The organism is Shewanella sp. 5_MG-2023 (assembly GCF_030547465.1).
Classification (GTDB): Bacteria; Pseudomonadota; Gammaproteobacteria; order Enterobacterales; family Shewanellaceae; genus Shewanella.
The window spans coordinates 73,069-88,238 of the sequence record NZ_JAUORC010000020.1 but is presented as its reverse complement, the minus strand read 5'-3'; the positions used below and the strand labels follow the sequence as shown (position 1 = coordinate 88,238).

At 42.1% G+C, this 15,170-nt stretch carries 11 protein-coding genes; 7 read left to right on the top strand and 4 right to left on the bottom strand.

Annotation, left to right across the window (positions count from 1 at the left end; genetic code table 11):
* Positions 1-122: 122 nt before the first annotated feature.
* Positions 123-737 (bottom strand): YigZ family protein, encoded by a 615-nt coding sequence (locus tag Q4557_RS13290; protein WP_102436438.1) that lies wholly within the window; start codon positions 735-737, stop codon positions 123-125.
* A complete protein-coding gene (pepQ, locus tag Q4557_RS13285; RefSeq protein ID WP_102436436.1) occupies positions 730-2,052 on the bottom strand; it encodes a Xaa-Pro dipeptidase in 1,323 nt (440 codons plus the stop codon). The genes Q4557_RS13290 and pepQ overlap by 8 nt, the downstream gene beginning before the upstream one ends.
* Positions 2,053-2,299: 247 nt before the next feature.
* Between pepQ and fadB the strand changes: the two genes are divergently transcribed.
* The 5 genes from fadB (at position 2,300) to Q4557_RS13260 (ending at position 10,158) form a co-directional block, all read left to right on the top strand.
* Complete coding sequence (fadB, locus tag Q4557_RS13280) at positions 2,300-4,450, top strand: fatty acid oxidation complex subunit alpha FadB (RefSeq protein WP_102520276.1); 2,151 nt, start codon at positions 2,300-2,302, stop codon at positions 4,448-4,450.
* 22 nt (positions 4,451-4,472) lie between these two features.
* Positions 4,473-5,642, top strand: coding sequence for an acetyl-CoA C-acyltransferase FadA (gene fadA / locus Q4557_RS13275; RefSeq protein WP_303413283.1), 1,170 nt, complete (start codon positions 4,473-4,475; stop codon positions 5,640-5,642).
* Positions 5,643-5,859: 217 nt separating this feature from the next.
* A complete protein-coding gene (gene tusA / locus Q4557_RS13270) occupies positions 5,860-6,105 on the top strand; it encodes a sulfurtransferase TusA (RefSeq protein ID WP_102436430.1) in 246 nt (81 codons plus the stop codon).
* 2 nt (positions 6,106-6,107) lie between these two features.
* Entirely contained in the window at positions 6,108-6,554 is a 447-nt protein-coding gene (locus tag Q4557_RS13265) for an MOSC domain-containing protein (RefSeq protein ID WP_102436428.1), read from the top strand.
* Positions 6,555-6,960: 406 nt separating this feature from the next.
* Entirely contained in the window at positions 6,961-10,158 is a 3,198-nt protein-coding gene (locus tag Q4557_RS13260; protein ID WP_303413278.1) for an amidohydrolase family protein, read from the top strand.
* A 100-nt stretch (positions 10,159-10,258) separates the two neighbouring features.
* On the opposite strand, the gene Q4557_RS13255 is transcribed toward Q4557_RS13260, so the two are convergent.
* Positions 10,259-10,828 (bottom strand): DNA-3-methyladenine glycosylase I, encoded by a 570-nt coding sequence (locus Q4557_RS13255; RefSeq protein WP_102436424.1) that lies wholly within the window; start codon positions 10,826-10,828, stop codon positions 10,259-10,261.
* A 119-nt stretch (positions 10,829-10,947) separates the two neighbouring features.
* Between Q4557_RS13255 and glyQ the strand changes: the two genes are divergently transcribed.
* Positions 10,948-11,853, top strand: a complete 906-nt coding sequence (gene glyQ / locus Q4557_RS13250) for a glycine--tRNA ligase subunit alpha (protein WP_102436422.1) — start codon at positions 10,948-10,950, stop codon at positions 11,851-11,853.
* A gap of 11 nt (positions 11,854-11,864) precedes the next feature.
* Entirely contained in the window at positions 11,865-13,934 is a 2,070-nt protein-coding gene (glyS, locus tag Q4557_RS13245; protein ID WP_303413275.1) for a glycine--tRNA ligase subunit beta, read from the top strand.
* Positions 13,935-14,051: 117 nt separating this feature from the next.
* Here glyS and Q4557_RS13240 read toward each other — a convergent pair whose 3' ends face one another.
* On the bottom strand, positions 14,052-15,155 hold the full coding sequence (locus tag Q4557_RS13240; protein WP_303413273.1) for an HDOD domain-containing protein: 1,104 nt from the start codon (positions 15,153-15,155) through the stop codon (positions 14,052-14,054).
* Between the last annotated feature and the right edge of the window lie 15 nt (positions 15,156-15,170).

Here is a 15,170-nt window from a genome sequence, read left to right as displayed (position 1 = left end):
CCAAGACTCGGGCGCGCTAATAAGCCATAACACCTCAGCTAATCACATCTTTAAAGATCAGCGATTAACAATTGAGCTTATTATCGTTATGACTTTGTATTTTGGCATACTTTTTACACTCATCAAACGTTAAACTTTGCCTTAAGCTGACCTTGGGTTTGGGTGGCCAGCTCACGATTAAAGTCATCATGAAATGCTTTGGCAATTTCAAATTCAATTTCGATAACATCAGTAAAGACTTTATTGCTGATAACACCATCAAATTGATTAACCAAATATTCAATTTGATTAAGTTGCGGGTAACTGCAACTCAGCTTAGTACTATAGCGAATATATTTAGTTTTGGTCTCAAGTTCGGTTAAACCAGACTTGATCCCCGATGAGTAAGCCCGCACTAAGCCACCCACGCCTAACTTAGTGCCGCCAAAGTAGCGCACTACAATAGCGCCAATCTCACCAATATTTGAACCTTGTAACGTTGCTAACATCGGCCGACCAGCACTGCCTGCAGGCTCGCCATCGTCGCTGCTGCCAATGGCAATACTATTTTGCGGATCGGACGCCACAAAAGCATAGCAATAATGGTTAGCGCCCGGGTATTCCAGCCTCATGTTAGTAAGCGCACACTTCAACTCTAATTCACTACTACAGTGAAACAGCACAGTGATAAATCGACTGTGCTTGATATCTTCTTCGATGGTGAGTGTTTGATTGGGTATTTGGTATTGTTCAGTCAATGAGACCTAGCTCTCGGGTCATGTTTTCGTTTCTATCTTGGTGCACAATAACATTATCTTCAATTCGAATGCCGCCAAAAGGTCTTAATTCGTCGACTTTATCCCAATTTATTTGCGATTGTCGCCGATCGGCTTTTAGTCCTGCCAGTAACGAGTCGATAATATATATCCCCGGTTCAATAGTAAAAACTTGGTTAGCGGCGATTTCACGGGTGCAACGTAAAAATGGATGCCCAGCTGGTGTCGGAATATGGGTGCCTGCTTCATCACCTAAAAAGCCGCCCATATCGTGTACTTGTAACCCCAGCATGTGGCCTAAACCATGGGGGCAGAAAACACTGGTAATCCCCTGCTCGACCAAGCCTTGAGCATCACCTGTTGCCAAATTAAAGTCCAACATCAAATTAGCCAGTTTTGCATGAAAACGTAAGTGTAAATCAGGGTATTTAACCCCAGGCTTCATCATATCGACTAGTGACAACTGCAACTTGTTCATCTCCACAATCAACTCGTAGAAACTATTTTTCTCAAAAGAGTAAGTACGGGTAATGTCAGATGCATAACCATTATAGTTAGCGCCCGCATCGATTAAGAATGATAACCGTGGTGACGGGATTTGATGCTCTAATACGGTGTAATGCAATATCGCCGCATTTTGGTTAAGGGCAACAATATTGCCATAGGGTACTTCGTTTTCAGTTTGGCCAATGGCGGATAAATACTGCTGCTGAATTTCAAACTCGCTGCCACCATTATAAAAAGCATTCTTAGCCGCTAAGTGGCCTTTTATTGCAGTTTGGTTAGCGCGGCGCAAACATTCCAGTTCGTACTGGGTTTTATCGGCGCGGTGATAATGCAGGTAATTCATTACCGCATCAGGATTACAGCAACTGATGCCGAGCACTTCAGCCACATCAATATGCTCACCAATATATGCCCAGTGCGATAAATCAGCCGGTAATAATTGCGCCACTTGGTCTGCTTTAGTCAGCAATTTAATCTCAAAATGTTCAGCCCAAAAATCATTGGGTTCATCACTGACTTTATGCCAAAAATCCACCGGGCGATAAAATATCAGCTGCGGTTTATCAACTCCGTTAGCGACAACCCAACAATTGGGGTTATCAAGCACAGGTAACCAGGCTTTAAACTGTGGATTAACTTTAAATGGGTAACTTAAATCATCAAGAAACTGGCGATGAGCCTGGCCTGAGTGAATAACTAACCCATCAAGCTGTTCACTTTGTGTTATTTCGGCAACACGGCGATTTAGTTCTGCAATGTGTGCATGATAAAAATGAGCAAGCTGATCCATTATTTCAGTCCCTGTAATGATTTTTTGTTATGAAAGAACTTGTGAAGTGTATCACAAAGGGCAAAATTGACTCTAGCTGCCAATTATTTAAACGGACGTTTAAATTGGGTGTTGTATTTTATTTCATTTCGTCGCACACTGTTTGGCAACTGGTCAAATGATGGCCGTCGCTGCTGTGAAAACAAAGCTAGATAACAACACAGTGATTGTGATGTAGAAGTCGCTTTTAGCAAAAAGGAAGCAAGCAATGATCTACCAAAGTCCTACGATTCAAGTTGAGTTATTAGAGGATAATATTGCCAAGCTGTGCTTTAACGCACCAGGTTCGGTAAATAAATTCGATAAAGAAACTCTTTCTTCATTAGATGCTGCATTAGAAAGCATCAAGCAAAACACCAACATACAAGGCCTACTGGTTACCTCTGGTAAAAGTACCTTTATCGTTGGCGCTGATATCACAGAATTTTTAGGTTTATTTGAGCAAGATGATGCCACCTTATTATCTTGGGTCGAACAAGCCAGCGCAGTATTTGATAAACTTGAAGACTTACCATTCCCAACAGCTTCTGCTGTAAATGGTTTTGCATTAGGTGGCGGTTGTGAAGCTATCCTTGCGACTGACTTACGCATCGCTGACACCAACGCCCGTATAGGCTTGCCAGAAACCAAGCTTGGTTTAATCCCAGGTTTTGGTGGTACTGTGCGCTTACCTCGTGTGATTGGTGCTGACAACGCACTAGAATGGATCACCACAGGTAAAGATCAACGCCCAGAGGCTGCTTTAAAAGTTGGCGCTATTGATGCGGTTGTTGCACCTGAAAATTTAGAAGCTGCTGCTCTACAAATGCTAAAAGATGCCATCAACGAAAAGTTAGATTGGCAGTCTCGCCGCGCACGTAAACTTAAACCACTTACATTGCCAAAGCTTGAAGCCATGATGTCGTTTGCAACGGCTAAAGGCATGGTCTTTAAAGTTGCAGGTAAACATTACCCTGCACCTATGATGGCAGTTAACGTTATTGAACAAGCTGCAACACTTGATCGCGCAGAAGCGCTAAAAGTAGAAAATAAAGCTTTCATCAAATTAGCGAAAACTGAAGTTGCCACGGCATTAATTGGCATTTTCTTAAACGACCAGTTCGTTAAAGGTAAAGCTAAGAAAGCCGGTAAACTGGCTAAGAAAGTAAACAGCGCTGCAGTATTAGGCGCTGGCATCATGGGTGGCGGTATCGCTTACCAAAGTGCAAGTAAAGGTACACCGATTGTCATGAAAGACATCGCCCAACCTGCATTAGATTTAGGTTTAGGCGAAGCGGCTAAATTACTGACAGCGCAAGTTAAGCGTGGCCGTTCTACCCCAGCTAAAATGGCAGCAGTTTTAAACAACATCACTCCAGCGTTAGATTATGCCCCCATTAAAGATGCTGACGTTATCGTTGAAGCTGTAGTTGAGCATCCTAAAGTTAAAGCGTCTGTATTAGCTGAAGTTGAAGGTTATGTTGCAGATGATGCCATCATTGCATCAAACACCTCTACTATCTCAATCAACTTATTAGCGAAGAGCATGAAGAAGCCAGAGCGCTTCTGCGGCATGCACTTCTTTAACCCAGTACATAAAATGCCATTAGTTGAAGTCATTCGTGGCGAAAACAGCTCAGAAGAAACGATTGCTTCTGTTGTGGCATACGCCAGCAAAATGGGTAAAACTCCTATCGTTGTTAACGATTGCCCAGGTTTCTTTGTTAACCGCGTATTGTTCCCTTACTTTGCCGGCTTCAGTGGTTTACTGGCTGACGGTGCTGATTTTGCCAAAATCGATAAAGTAATGGAAAAGCAATTCGGTTGGCCAATGGGCCCAGCATACTTACTTGACGTTGTTGGTCTAGATACAGGTCATCATGCACAAGCAGTTATGGCTGAAGGTTTCCCTGACCGCATGGGTAAAAATGGCAAAGATGCTATCGACATCATGTTTGAAAGTGAGCGCTTTGGTCAGAAGAATACTAAAGGGTTCTACTCTTACTCTGTTGACCGTCGCGGTAAGCCAAAGAAAGATTTAGATCCAACAAGCTATGAATTGTTAGGTAAAGAATTTGGTGAGCTAAAAGAATTCGAAGCAGATGAAGTTATCGCTCGTTGTATGATCCCAATGATTATCGAAACGGTTCGTTGTTTAGAAGAAGGCATTATTGCTTCTCCTGCTGAAGGCGATATGGGTCTGGTTTACGGTATTGGTTTTCCACCATTTAGAGGCGGTGTATTCCGTTACCTAGATACCATGGGTGTTGCTAACTTTGTTGCACTTGCTGACAAGTTTGCTCACTTAGGTGGTTTATATCAAGTGACTGATGCAATGCGTGAGCTTGCAGCCAATAACGGTACTTACTACCCAGCCTAATTAGCAGTAAAGGAATAACATCATGAAAAACGCTGTAATCGTCGACTGCATTCGTACTCCGATGGGCCGCTCTAAGGCTGGAGTATTTAGAAATGTACGTGCAGAAACTTTATCTGCAGAGCTAATGAAATCATTATTAACACGTAATCCAAAACTTAATCCAACAGATATCGAAGATGTTATCTGGGGTTGTGTGCAACAAACTCTTGAGCAAGGTTTCAACATTGCTCGTAACGCGGCGCTTTTAGCTGGCATTCCAAAATCAGCTGGCGCCGTAACGGTTAACCGCTTATGTGGTTCATCAATGGATGCCTTGCATCAAGCAGCCCGCGCAATTATGACTGGCCAAGGCGATACCTTTATCGTTGGTGGTGTTGAGCACATGGGTCATGTACCAATGAACCATGGTGTAGACTTCCACCCAGGTCTTGCTGCTAACGTGGCAAAAGCATCTGGCATGATGGGCTTAACCGCTGAAATGCTAGGCAAAATGCACGGTATTACTCGTGAACAACAAGACGCTTTTGCTGTACGTTCTCATCAACGCGCTCATGCTGCTACTGTTGAAGGTCGTTTTGATAATGAAATCGTTCCTATCGAAGGACACGATGCAAACGGCGCGTTAATTAAAGTGACTCATGATGAAGTTATTCGTCCAGAGACGTCATTAGAGTCTTTATCAGGTCTACGCCCAGCGTTTGACCCAGCTAACGGCACAGTAACAGCGGGTACCTCTTCTGCACTTTCTGACGGCGCTTCAGCTATGTTAGTGATGGAAGAAGAAAAGGCTCGCGAATTAGGTTTACCGATTCGTGCTCGTATCCGCTCTATGGCGGTTGCTGGTTGTGATGCAGCAATTATGGGTTACGGCCCAGTTCCTGCAACTAACAAAGCCTTAGCTCGCGCTGGATTAAACATAGATGATATGGACGTGATTGAATTGAATGAAGCATTCGCTGCGCAATCATTACCATGTGTTAAAGATCTTGGTTTAACTGATGTTGTTGACGAAAAAGTTAACTTAAATGGTGGCGCGATTGCATTAGGTCATCCATTAGGTTGTTCAGGTACGCGTATCTCAACAACACTGATTAACTTGATGGAAGCAAAAGATGCTAAATATGGTTTAGCCACTATGTGTATTGGTTTAGGTCAAGGCATTGCAACTATCTTTGAGCGCGTTGATAGCTAAATCTAATTTACTATTACAGCTACATTAGTAGCATCAAAATTAAAAACCGAGCTATCTAGCTCGGTTTTTTTATCCCTGCTTTTAAAGCAATGTTTCACGTGGAACATCATATTTCGGTGAGCATAACATCACGCTTTACTAATAAAGCTAGCATCAGTGTTGCATCAAACTTTAACCAGAGTAAAATTAGCGCAATTGTTGAGTAAGAAGAATTGATATGACTAAAGATTTTACTGCCGCAGACCACCACTTAGATGCGCTTGGTTTACGTTGCCCAGAACCTGTAATGATGATCCGTAAAACTGTGCGTAAAATGGCAGAAGGTGAAAGCCTATTAATTACTGCTGATGATCCAGCAACCACCCGTGATATTCCAAGCTTTTGTGAGTTTATGGATCATACTCTTCTAGCAAGTGATACTAACCAAACACCATATAAATACCTGATTAAAAAAGGCCTCTAATCATGATTTCGTTACACGCTATTGCTTACAAAACTGCTAAAAAAGGGCCGATGAAGCCAGTATTTTGTGCCAAGGTAAGTTTATTAAAAGGCGTTGAAAACGATATTTTTGGAAAACCCGGAAAACGGCAAGTGACCGTCATGTCGCAGCAACAGTGGCAATTAGCCTGTAATGAAATTAATGCCGATTTAGACTGGTTAACCCGAAGAGCCAATATATTAATTGATGGCTATAAGTTTAGCGCCGCAGATGTTGGTAAAGTCATTAAACTTGGTAATGATGTTAGCTTACTGATTACCGGTGAAACCGACCCATGTAAAAAAATGGAGCAGTCACAGCAAGGTCTTGAAAAAGCCCTCACCCCAGATTGGCGTGGTGGCGTAACCTGTAAAGTGATAACTGAAGGCCTGATCCAAATTGATGATCAGGTTTCAATAATAACCATATAAGTGTGCCTATTGAGTTTTATCTTTAATGACAGTTGCACTGAGCAAATATGAATAACTATTCAGTGCTTTATTACACTAAACAAACTTGCAAAATTAGATACATACTCACGTATTTTTATACGACTTAATTAAAACTCAGCTCAAAGCCCCCCACAATTTAACCAACATACAGCAATTTATCAGATTGAAATAGCTAAACACCCAGCTTCATATCGCTGAGCTGCAAATAATTATTCTACAGCCTAGCAGTCACTCGATAGCTGTCATTATTTGAAACAGAATATCTATTTAGTTATTGGCTAATATATGCGATAAATGTCATCAGATTTGTAACTCGCCAATAACACTAAGAAACATAAAAGTGTTAACGCGACCTATAACAATAATGACAACAAATGGACTGTGCATGCTAACTTCAAAAATAAAACCTCTCTACACTGCGATAGCGTTAAGCTTAGCAAGTGTTTCTCTTGCTGCTAATGCCTCTGATGATGCTTCTAAAGAAACAGAAAAATGGCAAGTTAATGCGCCTGCGAACGCGCCGCTAGAAAAACTCTCTATTGATGTCACCGAAGGCACATGGATGAATGTCAGCGTTTCCCCTGACGGTAAGACCATAGTGTTTGACTTACTCGGTGATATTTATCAAATGCCAATAAAAGGTGGCGAGGCAAAAAAACTCGCTTCTGGCATCGCTTGGCAAATGCAGCCGGTATATAGCCCAGATGGCAAATATATTGCCTTCACCTCAGATGAAGATGGCGGTGATAATATTTGGGTAATGAATGCTGACGGTTCGAACCCACATCCTGTAACCAGTGAAACCTTCCGCTTGCTCAATAGCCCAGCTTGGAGCCCTGACTCACAATACTTAGTGGCCCGCAAACATTTTACCGGTAGTCGCAGTTTAGGTGCTGGTGAAGTGTGGATGTATCACGTCGCTGGCGGCGAAGGGGTAAAATTAACTGAGCGTCCGAACGAACAAAAAGATTTAGGCGAGCCTGCCTATTCACCTGATGGCAGATATATTTATTTCAGCCAAGATGCTACCCCAGGCAAAACCTTTCACTACTCAAAAGATTCAGTAAAAGGTATTTATAAAATTAAGCGCTACGATACTCAGTCTGGTGATATAGAAGTATTACTTGAAGGCACTGGCGGCGCCATTCGCCCAACACCTAGCCCTGATGGCACCAAGTTAGCTTATATCAAACGTGATGGCTTCCAATCTTCGCTGTATTTACTCGATTTAAAATCAGGGGCGCAAACTAAGCTTTATGGTGATTTAGATCGTGATATGCAAGAAACATGGGCAATTCATGGTGTGTATCCGACCATGTCTTGGACCCAAGACAATGAACAAATTGTTTTTTGGGCCAAAGGTAAAATTAATAAATTAACCCTTGAAGACAAGTCTGTTGAGAATATTCCTTTCAGCGTTAAAACTGAATTAGAGGTGCAACCATCAGTACGCTTCACTCAAAATCTAGATAAGGATAATTTCGACGTAAAAATGCTGCGTATGGCACAAGTCTCACCTAACGGTGAAAAAGTGGTTTTTGAAGCATTAGGCAAACTTTGGATCCGTGATATTGAAGATGGTAAACAAAAGCGTTTAACTCGACTTGATGATGACGTTAATGAACTATTCCCGCAATGGTCACGGGACGGCAAGAATATCGTCTTTACCACTTGGAATGATCAAGACCAAGGCACCGTCAGTATTGTGAGTAGCAAAGGTGGTCGCAGTAAACAACTGACATCACTGCCAGGTAAATATGTCGAACCAACCTTTTCACCAGATGGTAAAACCGTTGTCTACCGTAAAGCGAAAGGCGGATATGTCACTCCTAGAACTTGGTCCCAAGAACCGGGTTTATATAAAGTTGATCTAAAGAATAAGCAAAATATCAAAGTTTCAGCTAGCGGTTATCAGCCACAATTTGGCGCTGATAATAATCGTGTCTTTTTTATGGATCACGGTAAAACCCCAGAACTGGCATCAATCAATTTAGACGGCTTTGAAAAACGCACTCACTACACTAGCGAACATGCTACCGAATTTAGAGTATCACCAAATGGTGAGCACCTTGCCTTTGCTGAACGCTTTAGAGTTTATGTCACCCCTTTTGCCAAGCATGGCGAAACCATCAAAATCAGCCCGAAAGCGAAAAACTTACCAGTAATGCAATTAAGTGCCCGCGCAGGTGAAAGCATTAGCTGGAACAGTAACAATGAAGAAATTTATTGGACTTTAGGCCCAGACCTTTATCAAGCCAAAGTGGATACTGACTACAACAGCGATGAGGAAGCTAAGCCTGAAGTTACTGCTATTGGTTTCACTAAAAAAGCAGATGTTCCACGTGGAACAATCGCATTTGTTGGTGGCAAAATCATTACCATGGAAAATGACCAAGTTATTGATAATGGTGTTGTCATCGTTAAAGATAATAAAATTGTCAATGTTGGCGATGCTAACTTAACCATTCCAACTGATGCACAAGTCATCGACATTAAAGGTAAAACTTTAATGCCAGGTTTATTTGATGCCCATGCTCATGGTAGCCAAGCAGATGATGAAATCACGCCACAGCAAAACTGGCAATTATACTCAGCACTGTCATTGGGCGTGACTGCAATACATGATCCGTCAAATGACACCACTGAGATTTTTGCAGCATCAGAGCAACAAAAAGCCGGTAATATTGTGGGTCCGCGCATATTCTCAACCGGAACTATTTTATACGGCGCTAATGCACCAGGTTACACATCCCATGTAGATTCACTGGATGATGCAAAATTCCATTTAGAGCGTCTTAAAAAGGTAGGCGCTTTCAGCGTGAAAAGTTACAACCAACCACGTCGTAACCAACGCCAACAAGTGATTCAGGCTGCCCGTGAATTAGAAATGATGGTGGTTCCTGAAGGTGGTAGTTTGCTGCAGCATAACTTGTCGATGATTGCTGATGGCCATACCACTGTCGAACACTCATTACCCGTTGGTTCTATCTATAGCGATATTAAACAGTTCTGGAGTCAAACCAAAGTCGGTTATACCCCAACACTGGTTGTCGCATATGGCGGTATTTCTGGCGAGCATTACTGGTACGATAAAACTGATGTTTGGGCACACCCTCGCTTAAGCATGTATGTTCCGTCTGATATTCTTAATGCCCGCTCAATGAGAAGAACAACTGCACCGGATGAACATTACAATCACTTCAATGTGGCACGGGTTGCCAATGAGCTAAATGATATTGGCATCAAACCCAATATTGGTGCTCATGGTCAACGTGAAGGTTTAGCGGCGCACTGGGAAATGTGGATGTTTGCTCAAGGTGGTATGAGCAATATGGATGTGCTGAAAACAGCAACCATAAACCCTGCAACCACCTTCGGTATGGATCATCAAATAGGCTCAATTAAAGCCGGTAAACTAGCTGATATTATTGTGATTGACGGCGACCCATTAACTGATATTCGTGTGACTGATAAAGTGTCTTACACCATGGTCAATGGTAAGTTATTTGATTCAGAAACCATGAATCAATTGAATGGCGAAGAGGTTAGCCGTAAACCATTTTTCTTTGAGAAAAAAGATTAATACTGAGGCAACAAGCTTAGGCTAATCGAAAATGATTTAGCAAAAAAAGAAAAGGATGTTCCACGTGGAACATCCTTTTTTTATTTGCTAAAAAACTGCGTTAAACAAAATCGCTTCCATAACAAAAACAATCTGTTGTATGGTCATTAACCATACCTACCGCTTGCATAAAAGCATAACAAATAGTTGGCCCTACAAAGTTAAACCCAAGCTTTTTAAGTGCTTTAGACATGGCCTCAGATTCTGCTGTTTGAGCAGGTAAATCCGCCGAAGTTAAATAATGATTTACGACAGGCTTACCGCCAACAAACTGCCAAAGAAATTCAGAAAAATCATTACCCTGCTCAACAAAGGCTAAATAGGCTTTGGCATTTCGAATAATAGAATTAACCTTTAGACGGTTCCTGATAATTCCAGGGTTTAATAGTAATTCTTCGACTTTGGCATCATCGAATGTGGCAATCACTTTTGGATCAAAATTGGCAAACAAAGCTTGGTAATTGTGTTGCTTCTTTAAAATGGTGATCCAAGATAATCCTGCTTGCTGACCATCCAAGCAAAGCTTTTCAAATAACTCGATGGGATCATAAACAGGCCGCCCCCAAACATTGTCATGATAGTCTTGATAAATAGGGTCATCACTGACCCAACCACAACGTTGTTGAACCATTTATTGAGTCCTTTACTATTTTTAATCTCTACGTTAAAAAATAACCTACATAAGCCTTTATCTACAAGGTATAATCAAAACCATTTTCTATTTATAGCCTAACCAGTAGATAAGCGGACATGACGACGAAACACGACGTAAAAACATTCCAGGGCTTTATTATGACCCTGCAGGAATTCTGGGCGCAGCAAGGTTGCGCAATAGTTCAACCATTAGACATGGAAGTTGGCGCTGGTACATTCCACCCAATGACATTCTTGCGCTCATTAGGCCCAGAGCCTATGAGTAGTGCTTATGTTCAGCCATGTCGTCGCCCTACCGATGGCCGTTACGGTGAAAACCCTAACCGTCTACAACACTACTATCAATTTCAAGTAGTGCTTAAGCCTTCTCCTAGCAATATTCAAGAGCTATACCTTGGCTCTTTAGAAGCACTAGGCGTAGATATGGGCGTCCATGATGTTCGCTTCGTAGAAGACAACTGGGAATCACCTACATTGGGTGCTTGGGGTCTAGGTTGGGAAGTTTGGTTAAACGGTATGGAAGTATCGCAATTTACCTACTTCCAACAAGTGGGCGGTTTAGAGTGTAAGCCTGTAACTGGTGAAATCACTTACGGCCTTGAACGTCTTGCGATGTATATCCAAGAAGTTGATAGCGTATATGACCTAGTATGGACAGACGGTCCAATGGGTAAAGTGATGTATGGTGATATTTTCCATCAGAACGAAGTTGAGCAATCAACCTATAACTTTGAACACGCCAATGTAGAAGTACTATTCAAGCAGTTTGATGATTGTGAAGTCGCTTGTCAGCATTTACTTGACCTTGAAAAGCCATTGCCTCTTCCTGCATACGAACAAGTAATGAAAGCATCTCATGCCTTTAACTTACTTGATGCTCGCCACGCGATTTCGGTTACTGAACGTCAACGTTATATTTTACGTGTACGTACTATGGCCAAAGGTGTTGCAGAGTCTTACTACCAAGCCCGTGAAGCGCTTGGTTTCCCAATGTGTAAGTAGAGGTAAATAGAATGAATGTTGAAAACTTACTCATTGAAGTGGGTACTGAAGAATTACCGCCAAAAGCATTACGTAAATTAGCTGAATCATTTTTAGCTAACTTCAGCGAAGAGCTAACCAAAGCTGAGTTGGCCTTTGAAAAAGCCACTTGGTACGCTGCGCCGCGCCGTTTAGCTATTAGCATTGAACAACTTGCTGTAGCTCAAGCTGACAAAGTCGTTGAAAAACGTGGCCCTGCTGTTGCCCAAGCATTTGATGCTGATGGCAACCCAACGAAAGCAGCTATGGGCTGGGCTCGTGGTAACGGCATCACTGTGGAACAAGCTGAGCGCTTGAAAACAGATAAAGGCGAATGGTTATTACACCAAGCTAAAGTGGTTGGCGTAGAAACTAAATCACTGATCGCAGCCATGGCGCAAAAAGCATTAGATAAGTTACCAATTCCTAAGCCAATGCGCTGGGGAAGTAACACCACACAATTTATCCGTCCGGTTCATACCGTTACTATGCTATTAGGTGATGAGTTAGTTGATGGTGAATTGTTAGGTATCAAATCAGCACGTACTATTCGTGGTCACCGCTTCATGGGCGTTGATACCTTCGAGTTAGATCATGCTGACAACTACTTAGCCGCTCTTGAGCAGCAAGGTAAGGTTTTAGCTGATTACCAACGTCGTAAAGATATAATCAAGACTAACGCTGAAGCTGCAGCCAAAGACATTGGCGGTGTTGCAGAACTTGAAGATGACTTACTTGAAGAAGTCACCTCTTTGGTTGAGTGGCCTGTGGTACTCACCGCTAACTTTGAAGAAAAGTTTTTAGACGTACCGGCTGAAGCCTTGGTTTACACCATGAAAGGCGATCAGAAATACTTCCCTGTATTTGATAAAGCCGGCCAGTTGCTACCAAACTTTATCTTCGTGACTAATATCGAATCTAAAGATCCACAGCAGATTATTTCAGGTAACGAAAAAGTAGTTCGTCCTCGTTTAGCTGATGCTGAGTTCTTCTTTGAAACAGATAAGAAAGAGTCATTAGAAGCGCGCCTTGCTAGCTTAGAAACGGTTGTATTCCAAAAGCAATTAGGCACGATTAAACAACGTGTTGAACGTATCTCTGCAATAGCCGGTTTTATTGCCACCAGCATTGATGCCAACAGCGAAGAAGCGAGCCGTGCAGGTTTACTGTCTAAGTCAGACTTAATGACCAATATGGTGATGGAGTTTACTGATCTTCAAGGCACTATGGGCATGCACTATGCACGCTTAAATGGTGAAACTGAAGCTGTCGCAGTTGCTTTAGCTGAACAATACAAGCCAAAGTTCTCTGGCGATACCGTGCCTACTGCACCTATTTCAATCTGTGTCGCGCTAGCTGAAAAGCTTGATACCTTAGTGGGTATTTTCGGTATTGGCCAAGCCCCTAAGGGTGCTGCAGATCCATTCGCACTGCGTCGTGCAGCGATTGGTATTTTACGTATTTGTTTAGAAAACAACTTGCCATTAGACTTAGTTGATTTAATTGATAAAGCAAAACAATTACACGGTGAAAACCTCACTAACGACAATGTGTCTGAGCAAGTGCTTGAATTCTTCATGGGTCGTTTCCGCTCTTGGTATCAAGATCAAGGCGTCAGCGTTGACGTTATTCTTGCAGTGCTGGCACGTAAGCCTACTGCACCGGCTGACTTTGAAAGCCGTATTAAAGCTGTGGCGCACTTCAGAACGTTAGAGCAAGCCTCTGCTTTAGCTGCAGCTAACAAGCGTGTTTCTAACATTCTAGCCAAAGTTGAAGGCGAGACTGCCACTAGCATTGATGCCAGTTTATTGGTTGAACCTGCTGAGAAAGCATTAGCTGAAAAGTTAGCTGAACTGCAACCACAGCTTGCGCCATTATTTGCTGCGGCAAACTACCAAGAAGCGTTAGCATTACTGGCGAACCTGCGTGAAAGCGTTGATGCCTTCTTTGAAGGTGTCATGGTAATGGCTGATGATGAAGCCCTTAAGAATAACCGCTTAGCATTACTAAATAGCCTGCGTGAGCAATTCTTACATGCTGCAGATATCTCACTACTACAATAATAGTTAACCCTATTAAGTTGTAAAAAAAACGCGCTTTAACATCAGTTAAGCGCGTTTTTTATTGGCTGATTTTTAAAGCCTCATGATTAATTTTAAATGAAGACTTCGAATCAAATATTAAAAGCTAATCAGTTTTTGATGGAAAACATCAAACTCAGATTGATTCAAACCGACTTGCTGCAATAGCTGCTGTAAATCATCTTGTTCAAGTTTATCTTTTTGCCGCAACATAGAACACTCACTGATGATATTTGCCCGCCATACAGCCAATGCCATCATGTCTGTTGGACGATAATCAGAATTAGCTAATTGTGCTAGCTGAAACTCAAACTGTGCTGGCAGCTGCCAATGCTTCGCCAGTAACGCACTTAGCCCTAACGACTTAGTGGTCATCACTTGCTTAAACAATGCCGAACTTGGCTGTTCACCCGGCTCGGCTTTTTCAAAGGCATCCAGCAGCATTTTGAAAATGGCGATTTTGCCAACATCATGAAGTAATCCCAGTAAAAACACCGTATCAGCATCTTCTTCAGCTAAGTCACTGGCAATAAAAGCCACTTGCATTGAATGACGCCAAATTTCAGCGCCAAAACGCCTAAAGTAAATCGGCTTAATATCAATCATTTCTTTCACTAAACAACTGCGAACAAACTGACGTAATTGCGCTCGCCCTAACTGCACAATAGCTTGGTGTAGATTAGTAATATCTTTGCCTGAACGCTTAAAAGCACTTGAGTTGCATAACTTTAATACTTCGACGCTCAGTACCGGATCTTGCTCAATTAACTGCAGTACTTGTTTGGTTTCAATCCCATCTTGGGATAGTTTATGGTCAAGCTCGGTTATGCGCCTTGGCAGTTTTAACACCTTGGCAGCAATATCTTGAGGTGCACTAAAAGCGATGTCGATTTCGGCTAATATGCTACGTTCAAGATTATTAGCCATGCCACCAGTTTTATGGCTACTCATAGGAAAAAGTAGACTATAAAACAGCGCCGACAAATCTATTTGTTGCGCCTCTTTTGGTGTTTCACTTGAGTTGCTTAAGTATGATTTAGTTTGCCTTACATATGAGTTACTAGAGCACAGTTTCGAGTCTGTAGCGCTTGACTCTTGGGTGTTAGCCGATAGCAATGAATGCTGCTCATTTAATGCTTTGGCTTGTTTGACCTCAACGGCCGGTCTTAAATTAAAAATCTTATTGAATAGCTTTTTAAACACAATAAATTACCTACA

Bases quoted from the DNA above. Each gene is read 5' to 3' on its own strand.
- pepQ (WP_102436436.1), bottom strand. From the start codon at position 2,052: ATGGATCAGCTTGCTCATTTTTATCATGCACACATTGCAGAACTAAAT.
- fadB (WP_102520276.1), top strand. From the start codon at position 2,300: ATGATCTACCAAAGTCCTACGATTCAAGTTGAGTTATTAGAGGATAAT.
- fadA (WP_303413283.1), top strand. From the start codon at position 4,473: ATGAAAAACGCTGTAATCGTCGACTGCATTCGTACTCCGATGGGCCGC.
- tusA (WP_102436430.1), top strand. From the start codon at position 5,860: ATGACTAAAGATTTTACTGCCGCAGACCACCACTTAGATGCGCTTGGT.
- Q4557_RS13265 (WP_102436428.1), top strand. From the start codon at position 6,108: ATGATTTCGTTACACGCTATTGCTTACAAAACTGCTAAAAAAGGGCCG.
- Q4557_RS13260 (WP_303413278.1), top strand. From the start codon at position 6,961: ATGCTAACTTCAAAAATAAAACCTCTCTACACTGCGATAGCGTTAAGC.
- Q4557_RS13255 (WP_102436424.1), bottom strand. From the start codon at position 10,828: ATGGTTCAACAACGTTGTGGTTGGGTCAGTGATGACCCTATTTATCAA.
- glyQ (WP_102436422.1), top strand. From the start codon at position 10,948: ATGACGACGAAACACGACGTAAAAACATTCCAGGGCTTTATTATGACC.
- glyS (WP_303413275.1), top strand. From the start codon at position 11,865: ATGAATGTTGAAAACTTACTCATTGAAGTGGGTACTGAAGAATTACCG.